This window comes from Actinomyces sp. ICM47, from assembly GCF_905369875.1.
Lineage (GTDB): Bacteria > Actinomycetota > Actinomycetes > Actinomycetales > Actinomycetaceae > Pauljensenia.
In genome coordinates this window covers 17,719-28,384 of record NZ_CAJPJE010000027.1, presented here as the reverse complement: position 1 = coordinate 28,384, position 10,666 = coordinate 17,719, and the positions used below count along the sequence as shown (strand labels likewise).

Below are 10,666 nucleotides of genomic sequence, written 5' to 3'. Positions count from 1 at the left end.
GTGCTTGTGTCGCGCCTGTGCGAACCCAGCGCCGAGGTCGGTATGGTCGCTGCCGAGACCTCGCGCAGCTATGACGACGGGGGAGTACGCATCGTGTGCTCTCCGCTGGTGCGCGCGCTCGACACGGCCCGTATCCTCGCGCGCGTGTTCGACATCGCCGGCTATCCCTGTGAGGGTCCGGTCAGCGATGAGAGGCTCACCGAGCGCTTCTACGGCACCTTCGAGGGGAAGACCTACGAGGAGATCGCCCGCGAGCAACCCGAGGCCTACTCCGAGTATCGAGACACTGGTGAATGTGTGGGTGCCGAGGTCGAGCGTTCCGAGGTTGTGGGGGAGCGCTTCCGCGACGCCGTCCTCGAGGCGGCGGCCGCGTGCCGGTCGGATCAGTCTCTCATCATTGTCTCGCACGGCTCCGCTATCGCGCGGGGCCTCATCTCCTTGCTGGGGCTCGATCCCGCAGACTTCAACGGCCTGCGCGGCGTCGATAACTGCCACTGGTCGGAACTGGTGCCCGTTGGTGTCTCAACCGCGAAGAGCGCAGCGCGCACCGGATGGCGCCTGGCATCGCACAACATCGGGGCTCGCGAGGATATCCTGGGGGCCTAACACGCCTCTGGGGGCCTCATTTGCCTAGCATTTCAACGATTTCATGACGATGTGATCAGCGACACTTGGTTTGGATTTGCGTACCTCTCGAAAAATTGGCTATCATTTATTAGGTCGCCGGGGGTGACCAATTAAATAAAGGGGCTATGGCGCAGTTGGTAGCGCGCTTCCATGGCATGGAAGAGGTCGGGGGTTCGAATCCCCCTAGCTCCACCGAAAAAACCGACACTCAGCTTGTGAGTGTCGGTTTTTTATTACTCCGTGAGCCTGTGGTCACTTTCTTTTCTTTGGCTCGCTCGTTGCTGCACTTCTGAATTTCATCGGGATCTGTGGGGTGTTAGCCGCTGTAGTCTGTCTCTTGTTGTTGTCATGTGCTGTGGTTAGTGTGTGGCTGTTCCATGATTCGTGATGGGTTGGTCGCGTGTGACAACAATTCCGGCGTGTCCCGTCTGTGGGTCGTGTTGCTCAGCTTCCACTAGGTGGGAGTGTGTGTGCGCTGCTGGGGGTGTCTGTCAGTGGGTGGGGAGGTGGGGGAAACCTGTCCTGCGGGTGTGAGGAGGTTGCTGCATGTAATCCAAGCGCTAGGTCAGTATCAAACTTGCAGAATGGTAAAATGCCAATCGGTTAATATAACGTTTTGGTATCGGCATGTGGGATGTTCAAAATCTGTGAAACTGAGAAAACGTTGCAATTTCAGAGAATTGCATGTAATTAATTACTCAAAAAAGTTTGAAATCTCGTAAACCGCATGGAAAGATTTACCTGTCTCTGTTCCATAGTGTTAGGCCGATAGTTAATGTCGTTCCAACTCACCCGCACTCACACCACGGTGGTGCTCGCCGCCACTACGATCGCGGCATCCCTCGTTGTGATCCCCTCACTGGCCGAGGGAAACCATGCCACCGAGGATCCCTTCTGCGCATCCCTCACGGGCGCAGACGCTCGCATCACTGCTGAGTACAACCCGCTGCTCGCCCAGTACGCCGACGCGGCCGCGGGCAACTCAGCCGGTAACAAGGCCGACCCTGAGCGTGAGGCTCAGCTCCGTAAGGACCTCGCCGACGCTCAGGCCGCCCTGGAGGCCGCCAAGCAGGATGCCGAGAAGCCCAGCCCCTCTGTCAGTGATGCCCCCGCCGTCGGAGATGCGCCCGCTGCGGACACTACTGTTGACCGCGGTCTCGACTGGGTTGACTGGTCCAAGGTTGATTACGAGACCCAGGCCAAGATCATCGAGGCCCTCATCGTTCAGAAGATGAATGCCTACCGCGCCAACGTTGGCCTACCCGAGTTGGTCGTGTCGGACACCGTTACTGGCGATGCTCGCTCGTGGAGCAAGCACATGTCCGATACCGATTCTTTCGAGCATGATCAGTCCTACAAGAACATGGGGCAGGGGGCTCTCGACGGAGCAGATACGATGTCTGCTGCTGAAAATATCGCCTACAACCACCTTGAGAACTTCTCTGCCGGCGGCGGCATGAAGACTCCTGCGCAGGCTGCTGCTGATCTCTTCGATCAATGGAAGAACTCTAAGGGGCATGACCGCAACATGCTCGGTGCGAGCAACACCGTTGGCGTCGGTGTGTACATTGCCAAGGGCAGTGAGGGCACGCGCGTCTACGGCACGCAGAAGTTCTATGGTGTCACCGGTGGTTCGCCGAACTTGTCGCGCTTCCACACGACCGGTGACACGGCCTCGGCCTACGGCTTCGACGGCAAGGCTTTCAATACAGACAATACGAACTACGTCTCCGGCCTTGCTGGATCCGGCGATGAACAGCGCGCAAACTCCTGGGAAAAGATGGTTGGCGCGCTCCCGGGTTCTGCCCTCCCCGTGGATGTCTCGACTCTGCCCGCCAAGAATGGTGCCGCGGCTCCGGCGACCCCTGCGCCCGCTCCGGCGACCCCTGCGCCCGTCGACGATAAGCCCTCGGTTGATGCCGATAAGGCCGTCGCTGACGCTCAGGCCGCCGTCGATGCTGCTCAGAAGGCCCTCGATGACTATCTGGCGTCGATCTCTGAGGATAAGCCTGCTGTGGACCTCGAGGAACTCGACGCTCAGCTCGATAAGGTTGCTGACTCGATCGCTGCTGACACCTCCGTGCGTCCTGAGAAGGATGGCGGCGTAACCGTCCTTGAGGGTGACAACAAGGCTGAGCGTTACCTGACAGCCGAGGAGTACCGCGCCGCGCTGACGAACTGCACGGCCGCGGAGATCCCGAACCCGTCGATCGGCGAGCCTTCCGCTCCCGCGCCTGGCCCGTCGACTCCGACCACGCCTGAGCCTTCCGCTCCGGCCCCTGGCCCGTCGACCCCCACCACCACGGCTCCGGTCGTTCCGGCACCTGCCCCGTCGCAGCCTTCGACCCCGTCGAAGACTCGTCCGCAGACCATCGCCTCCACGGGCACCACGGCCACGTGGGTTGCGGTTGGTGCTGTCGCGGTCCTGGTCGCTGGCATTGGTGCGCTCATCGCATCGCGTCGCGCCAAGAACTGACGCTGTGATTGAAGCCCCCGTCGATGAGTTCGCTCATCGGCGGGGGCTTCCCCTATGCGGTGGCCGCCAGTTTGCCAAGGGACATGATTGTGTGATGGTGCTTGCATTCAGTGAGCGTGAGTATATACTCGGTATATGAGTGTTGCGAAACTGAAGCCGTATCGACACGGTGATACCCGTTCCGTTGAGGGAGCGGGTTCGTTCGCTCCTTCTATCGAGAGGAACATGTATGCGTCCCATTCATGCGTATCGAAGCGTGGTTGCAGCGCTTGGTGTCGCCGCCTTCGTCGTCGGTGGTGTCATGCCTGCCTTTGCGGCAGATGCTGATCCTAGCCCGGAGCCGGTACCAACCGTTCAGCCGACCGCTGATCCACAGCCGGACCCTGCGCCCAACCCGGACCCTACACCTGATCCCGCTCCGCAGTCGGACCCTGCACCCGCGCCTGACCCCAAGCCCTCCTGGAAGCAGGATGCTGTTGGATGGTGGTATGACCTGGGCAACGGCCGCTTTGTGCATAGCGAGGTGCGCGAGATTGGCGGCAGTACCTACCGCTTTGATGCCAGTGGCTACATGGTCACCGGTTGGTATGGTGTTGACGGTGCGTGGGAATATTACAGCACCTCGGGTGCACAGGCGCGAAGCTGGGTTCAGGTGGGGAGTTCCTGGTACTACCTGGATCCGGAAACCGGCATCATGCGTACGGGTTGGCAGAAGGTCGGTGACACCTGGTACTTCCTGGATGCCTCGGGGGCCATGGCGACTGGCTGGGTGAGTCAGGGTGGTGCGTGGTACTGCATGGACGCCAATGGTGCGATGCTGACGGGCTGGAACGCTGTTCGGGGTTCCTGGTACTACTTCCGCAGTTCTGGCGAGATGGTGACCGGCTGGCTCAATCTCGGAGGTACGTGGTACTACCTGAACGGATCCGGCGCGATGGTAACGGGTACGCAGTGGATTGGTTCTGAGCGTCACTGGTTCTACGACTCGGGTGCCTGGTGGGGGCTGTACCCGGTGCCCTCGCGTGGCGGCGGTTCTGGCAATGCGCGTACGTTCAACAACTGCACCGAGGCTTGGAACGCGGGCGCTGCTCCACTGCGCCGTGGAGATCCGGGCTATAGCGCGGATCTTGATCGTGATGGTGACGGTGTCGCCTGCGAGGTGCGTCCTCGCTAATTGTGCTCCACTTCCCCTGGCCCCGGCCTCGTTTGATTTGTTTCGACGAGGCCGGGGTCCTTCTGTACATACGGTGCGTGTGGGGTGGTGGAGTGTCTGACGAGTGTGTCGTTGTGATGATGTGTTGAACTGTTGACGTGTGTGCGATCTTTGGTCAGATCTGGCAGATATAAGAGTAACGACTTCGCATATTTGCAACATTTCCAACCGTAAGTAGTTTGTCGTATGAATGTCATGGAATGTTCTTAGGCGATATTCACCACTCATTTAGTGTGATTTGAAACATAATAGATATTCCATGGTTGATTATCGACAAACTGTTATACATGCTCAGTAATGCGTTAGTGCGAAACCGTCGCCGACTTCAGTGCTGGACGACCAATGGGGCCCTTCAGTAGCTGCGAGTAAGACGCCACCACATCTTGAGAGGAACATGCAGATGCGTCCCATCAATGCCCGTCGTACCATGATCGCCGCCCTCGGTGCTGCCACCGTCGTCGCTGGAACCGTCATCCCCGCCTATGCGGCCCCCGTCGCCCTCGAGGAGGGTACGCCGGGTGATGCTGCTGCTGCGATTGAGCAGCCCGCTGCTGAGGACCCTGCCACGGACGAGAAGCCCGCCACGGACGAGAAGCCCGCCACGGAAGACCCGGCAGCTGACGATGAGGACGGCGAGGAGGGCCCCGTTGCTTCCTGGAAGCACAACGATAAGGGCTGGTGGTTCGACTTGGGCGACGGCGACTACGCCAAGGATGAGCAGGTCGAGATTGATGACCAGATCTACCGATTCGACTCCGACGGCTACATGGTGACCGGCTGGCACCAGGAGGAGGCCGGCTGGGAGTACTTCACCCTCAATGGCCAGCAGATCTTCGGTTGGGCCAGCTGGAACGGCTCCTGGTACTTCCTTTCGCCCGAGAATGGCATCATGCAGACCAGCTGGATCAATGTTGATGGCACCTGGTACTACCTGCACCACTCGGGTGCCATGGCCACCGGCTGGGTCAAGCTTGGAGCTGACTGGTACTACTTGAACGAGTCCGGTGCGATGGTCACCGGCTGGGCAGAGATCAACGGCTCCTGGTTCTACATGGACGAGAACGGTGCGATGGTCACCGGCTGGGCAGAGATCAACGGCTCCTGGTTCTACATGGATGACAACGGTGCGATGGTCACGGGCATCCAGACCATCGACGGCAAGCGTCACCTCTTCCACGATTCCGGTGCCTGGGCTGGCCAGCTCTGAATCTCTGGCTCAGTGGCGGTGCTTGTGCCAGCGGCGCACTGAGTCCATCACACACGCTAACGGACCCCGACCTCGACGAGGCCGGGGTCCGTTTCCCTCTTGGAGGCGGTATGCGGGTGCCGAGCGGGCACATGCGTGACAGGAAGGGTAAGCAAAGAAACGGTGGGGGCGTGGCCAGTTGACCACGCCCCCACCATCTCTCAATAAGCAGATCAGCCCGCGTCGACCGCCTGGTTGGCGATCTGGCGCTCACACACGTCGATGAGCTCGCGGATGATGCGCAGCGTACCGGCAGAGGCGTCGGCGTGAGCGTCGATCCACGCCTTGCCCGACGCGACCACGTCGACCTCGGTTGTGTAACCGGCCAGAGCGGTCGGGAACAGCAGCGTGGTCAGGTCCTCGGCGGTGTGGAAGGTGAAACGCTCCCAGATGCCCGTCAGTGCGTCGAAGTATTCCGCGACGTAGGTAGCGTAGGCCGAGGGGTTGGTGCGTGCCTGTGCCCAGAAGCCCGAGATCATCGCCCAGCGGGTGTCGTTGGGGATTGAGGTGTCGGTGAGGACCTTGTCCCACACGTCGGCCTTGATCCATTCCCCTGCGCGCGCGGCGCGACAGGCCGCAGCGTTCTGGTGGCCGGTCATCGTGTCGTCCTCGGCCTCGAGGGCGTCGATGTCGGACTCGGTGGCGACGCTGCCGCGCACGAGCGAGACCAGGAGATCCCACTTGAGGTCGACGTCCAGGTCCAGGCCGTCGAGGGTCTGGGTGGCGTCGAACAGGCCGCGGACGGCCTCGAACTGCTCCTCAGAGGAGGCATTGCGCGCGGCTGCGGCCACGAGCATGCGCTGTGCGTCCGAGCCGGAGGCGGCGGTGCGAGCCAGGAGCAACAGGCGACGACCCGTGTCCTCGGCGGCCTCGGCGCGAGCCTGCGGTGCGACGAAGGTGCGCACGGCCTCGTCGATGTGGCGCAGGGTCAGCATGAGCAGGCTCATGTTGTCCTCAACGGGAATCGAGGTCAGCGCGAGGTTCAGGTAGTCGCGAGCCGGCATTTCGCCGTCGCGGGTCATGTCCCACGCCGAGGCCATGACGACGCCGCGCGTGAGGGAATCCGTGAACTTAGTGATGTTAGCGACCGCGAAGGCCAGGGATTGCTCGTCCAGGCGCACCTTCGCGTAGCCGAGGTCACCGTCGTTGACCAGGATGAAGTCCGGGCGAGCGATGCCCGCAGCGGCCTCGACGAGCGTGGACGCGCCGTCGACATCAAGCTCCTCGCGGAAGACCTGGGCAAGCGTCCCCTCCTCGGTCAGCGAGTAGCCCGCGACACCCAGGCGATGCGGGCGCAGGGAGGCTCCCTCGGAGAAGGCTTCCTGCGTGATTTCGAGGCGCTCAATCGTGCCGTCCTCGGCGGTCGTGACGACCGGACGCAGCAGCGTCACGCCGGCTTCCTCCAGCCACACCTTCGACCATGAGGCCAGGTCGCGGCCCGACGCAGCGGCCAGCTCGGTGAGCAGGTCGTCCAGCGTCGCGTTGGCGTAGGAGTGCTTCGTCAGGTACTCGTGCAGGCCCGCGAAGAAGGCGTCGCGTCCCACGTAGGAGACGAGCTGGCGCAGCACGGAGGCACCCTTGGCGTAGGTGATGCCGTCGAAGTTGACCTCAACGTCGGCCAGGTCGCGGATCTCAGCCGTGATCGGGTGCGTCGTGGGCAGCTGATCCTGCTTGAGGCCCCAGTCCTTACGGACCATGAAGCCGGTCCAGCCTTCGGTGTACTTGGTGGCCTCGGCCAAGGCCAGGTGGCTCATGAACTCAGCGAAGGACTCGTTGAGCCACAGGTCGTTCCACCACTTCATGGTGACCAGGTCGCCGAACCACATGTGCGCCAGCTCGTGCAGGATCGTGTTGGCGCGAGCCTCCATTTGAGCCTCGGTGGGACGGGTACGGAACACGTAAGCGTCGCGGAAGGTCACGCAGCCCGCGTTTTCCATGGCACCCGCGTTGTATTCGGGCACGAAGATCTGGTCGTACTTCGTGAAGGGGTAGGCGATGCCGTAGGCGCCCTCGAAGAACTCGAAGCCGCGACGGGTGATGTCGATGATCTCGTCGGCGTCCAGGTGATCGACGATCGAGGCACGCGCGTACACGCCCAGGTCGATCGTGCGGCCGTCGGAGGAAGTGAGCGAGGCCGTGGTGCCCTCGTAGGGGCCGGCCACGATCGCGGTGATGTACGTCGACATCTTTTCCGTGGTCGCGAAGCGGTAGGCCCACGCATCACCGTCTTCCGCGGGGGAGGGGGTGGGGGCGTTGGAGAAGACCTTCCAACCCTTGGGGACCTTGACGGTGAGAGTAAAGACCGACTTCAGGTCGGGCTGCTCGAAGGTCGTGTAGACGCGGCGCGCGTCCGGGACCTCGAACTGGGAGTAGGTGTAGGCCTGGCCGTCCGCGGGATCGATGAAGCGGTGCAGACCTTCGCCGGTGTGCATGTACTGGCAGGACGCGTCGACCTCGAGGACGTTGTGCTCTGCCAGGTTGTTCAGCGCGATGCGGTTGTCCTGGTGGGTGGAGAACGGGTCGAGGCCGACGCCGTTCAGGCGAATCGAGTGCACGTTGTTGGACACGAGGTCCGCGAACGTGGACGCGCCTTCGCGCGCGTCAAACTCGATGCGGGTGAACGATCCGAAGTCGGTGCCGCCGCGCGTGAGGTCCAGCGAGATCTCGTAGCGTGTCACGGAGGAGATGATCGAGGCGCGCTCGGTTGCTTCCTCGCGAGTGAGGTTCAGGCCTGGCATGGGGTGCCTTTCCGTCGATGGAATGGGGGCGCTGTCGCGCCAAACATTTCTATGGTGTCATGTGTTGCAGGTGAATGCGCGGGGCGCGCCGAAATGTGTCCGCTGGGACACGCTTTTACCAAATGGTGACGCGCTCGGCCGGATCGAGCCACATACCGTCCCCGGGCTTGACATCAAACGTCTGGGCGAAGGCATCCAGGTTGCGCAGCACCTGGTTGCATCGGAACTCCGCGGGGGAGTGGGGGTCGACTGCCAGCATCTGTCGGGCGAACTGGGGGCGGGTCGCGGTCCGCCAGGCGCGCGCCCACGAGAAGAAGAAGCGCTGGGCTCCGGTGATCTCGTCGATGACCGGGGCTGTCTGCGGGGTGAGTCCCTGCTCGGCCAGCGCGGCCACCCATGCCTTCCATGCGATTGTCATGCCGCCCAGGTCGCCGATGTTCTCACCGATGGTCAGGGCACCGTTGACGTGGGGGAGCGAGCGCTCGGTGCCGTCTTCGCTGTCGTCGGCCACGGCCTCGGCACCCTTGGTGGGCAGGAGGACAGAGGGCGTGAGGACGTCGTACTGTCCGATGAGGGCGTGGGTGCGCTCCTCGAAGGCGGCCCGGTCCTCCTCGGTCCACCAATTCGACAGGTTGCCTTCGCCGTCGTATCGGGATCCCTGGTCGTCGAAGCCGTGACCGATTTCGTGGCCGATGACCGCGCCGATCGCGCCGAAGTTCACCGCGTCGTCCGCCTGCGCGTCAAAGAACGGGGGCTGGAGGATCGCGGCGGGGAACACGATCTCGTTCTGGGTGGGGTTGTAGTAGGCGTTGACCGTCTGGGGAGTCATGTACCACTCGTCGCGGTCGACGGGGCCGCCCAGCTTGGACCATTCGCGGTCGGTGGCGTGCGCGTTGGCGGCCCGCACGTTGTCCACGAGCGTGGCGGAGGAGTCCAGGTGCAGCGTCGAGTAGTCGCGCCACTTCACGGGGTAGCCGATCTTCGGGTTGAAGGTCGCCAGCTTAGCCAGCGCCTTGACCTTGGTGTCCTCGCTCATCCAGTCGAGGCCTCGGATCGACTCGCCGTAGGCGTCGAGGAGGCGCTGGACGAGTGCATCCATCGCTTCCTTTGCGTTGGGCGGGAAATGACGGGCGACCCACGCGCGGCCCATGGCGTCGCCCAGGTAGGACTCGATGAGGGACAGCGCGCGCTTCCACCGGGGACGCAGCTCCTGCGTACCGGAGAGAGTGCGGCCGTGGAAGTCGAAGTTCTCCTCCACGAAATCGGCCGAGAGCAGGGAGGCGCGCACGTCGATGGTCGATGCGCTCAGCCACTCCTTGAGGGTGGCCAGGTCGGTGCTTTCCCACAGGGAGGCCGCGCCGCGCAGGAAGTCGGGTTGGTCCACGTTGACGACGAGGTCGCAGACGTGCATGCGGGCTCCGCGCGCCCAGGCGTCCCAGTCGAAGCCGGGGGCGAGCGATGTCAAGCGGGTCCACGGCGTCGGGTTATCTGACAGGAGTGGGTCGCGGTTGGACACAGAGTCGCGGTGGTGTGAGGCCAGGGCGGTCTCCAGGGCCATGATGCGCTTCGCCGCGCCGTCAGGGTCGGCCACGCCCGCCAGCGCCAGGAGACGTCCGGTGTGGGCGACGTAGGCCTGGCGAATTGACTCGTAATCCTCCTCGCGGTAGTAGGCCTCATCGGGCAGGCCGATGCCGGACTGGACGAGGGAAACCATGTAGGAGGAGGAATCATGAGGGTCAGTACCCACGTAGGCGCCCACGAGACCGCCGATGCCGGCGCGCATCAGCGCGCCCATGGCCTCGGCTAACTCCTCTCGCGTCGCGCAGGCGTTGATCGCGTCGAGTTCAGCGCGCAGGGGAGCGGCACCAGCGGCCTCGATAGTGTCCTCGTCGAGGAACTGCGTCCACAGGGTTGCGATGCGGTCCGCGTCCGGATCGTCGAGTCTGCCAGCGGCCGCGTCCTGCGCAATTGCGCGGGCATATTTTTCGGATGCGTCGCGCAGTGCGTGGAAGGCTCCGTCCATCGGGCGGTCGGCCGGAATTTTGTGGGTCGCCAGCCAGGTGCCGTTCACGTGGCGGTAAAAATCGTCTTGGGGGCGCACGGAGGGGTCCATGTTCGAAGATTCGAGGACGCGTGCGAGCAGTGTGTTTGTCATGCCTTCACTCTAGGGGGTCTGGTGCCTGTGGCGTGGATCGTAGTGATGTCGGCGAGGCGAAAACGGAATTACGTGACATGTATTGGTTGTTATTCCCGGTTTTTCGGGGTATTCAAGGCAAAGACGTGCGAATGGAACTTTGGCGTATGCCGCGTGTGCACATATGTGCATAGGGGTCTGCGAATTCGTTCAAATAGGGGTGTTTGGGGCA

The 10,666-nt window shown here is 62.6% G+C and carries 6 protein-coding genes and 1 tRNA gene; 5 read left to right on the top strand and 2 right to left on the bottom strand.

The genetic code is table 11. The features are described from left to right. The 5 genes from QZ149_RS06550 to QZ149_RS06530 form a co-directional block, all read left to right on the top strand. A partial coding sequence (locus tag QZ149_RS06550) for a histidine phosphatase family protein (protein ID WP_291450525.1) occupies nucleotides 1-606 on the top strand: 606 nt, incomplete at its 5' end. Nucleotides 607-746: 140 nt separating this feature from the next. Beyond that, nucleotides 747-819: transfer RNA gene (locus QZ149_RS06545), tRNA-Ala, on the top strand. Nucleotides 820-1,402: 583 nt separating this feature from the next. Further along, nucleotides 1,403-3,103, top strand: coding sequence for a CAP domain-containing protein (locus QZ149_RS06540; RefSeq protein ID WP_291450523.1), 1,701 nt, complete (start codon nucleotides 1,403-1,405; stop codon nucleotides 3,101-3,103). A gap of 229 nt (nucleotides 3,104-3,332) precedes the next feature. Beyond that, nucleotides 3,333-4,277 carry an excalibur calcium-binding domain-containing protein gene (locus QZ149_RS06535; RefSeq protein ID WP_291450522.1) on the top strand — a complete coding sequence of 315 codons (945 nt, stop codon included), beginning with the start codon at nucleotides 3,333-3,335 and terminating at the stop codon, nucleotides 4,275-4,277. A 439-nt stretch (nucleotides 4,278-4,716) separates the two neighbouring features. Then, nucleotides 4,717-5,523: an N-acetylmuramoyl-L-alanine amidase family protein gene (locus QZ149_RS06530; RefSeq protein WP_291450521.1), complete on the top strand. Its 807-nt coding sequence runs from the start codon at nucleotides 4,717-4,719 to the stop codon at nucleotides 5,521-5,523. A 212-nt stretch (nucleotides 5,524-5,735) separates the two neighbouring features. Here the strand turns inward: QZ149_RS06530 and pepN are convergent, their stop codons facing one another. Beyond that, on the bottom strand, nucleotides 5,736-8,300 hold the full coding sequence (gene pepN, locus QZ149_RS06525; protein ID WP_291450520.1) for an aminopeptidase N: 2,565 nt from the start codon (nucleotides 8,298-8,300) through the stop codon (nucleotides 5,736-5,738). A gap of 115 nt (nucleotides 8,301-8,415) precedes the next feature. Continuing rightward, nucleotides 8,416-10,455 carry a M13-type metalloendopeptidase gene (locus tag QZ149_RS06520; protein WP_291450519.1) on the bottom strand — a complete coding sequence of 680 codons (2,040 nt, stop codon included), beginning with the start codon at nucleotides 10,453-10,455 and terminating at the stop codon, nucleotides 8,416-8,418. Between the last annotated feature and the right edge of the window lie 211 nt (nucleotides 10,456-10,666).

Excerpts from the sequence above, each read along its gene's own strand:
- QZ149_RS06530 (WP_291450521.1), top strand. The coding sequence starts at position 4,717 with ATGCGTCCCATCAATGCCCGTCGTACCATGATCGCCGCCCTCGGTGCT.
- QZ149_RS06520 (WP_291450519.1), bottom strand. The coding sequence starts at position 10,455 with ATGACAAACACACTGCTCGCACGCGTCCTCGAATCTTCGAACATGGAC.
- QZ149_RS06540 (WP_291450523.1), top strand. The coding sequence starts at position 1,403 with ATGTCGTTCCAACTCACCCGCACTCACACCACGGTGGTGCTCGCCGCC.
- pepN (WP_291450520.1), bottom strand. The coding sequence starts at position 8,300 with ATGCCAGGCCTGAACCTCACTCGCGAGGAAGCAACCGAGCGCGCCTCG.
- QZ149_RS06535 (WP_291450522.1), top strand. The coding sequence starts at position 3,333 with ATGCGTCCCATTCATGCGTATCGAAGCGTGGTTGCAGCGCTTGGTGTC.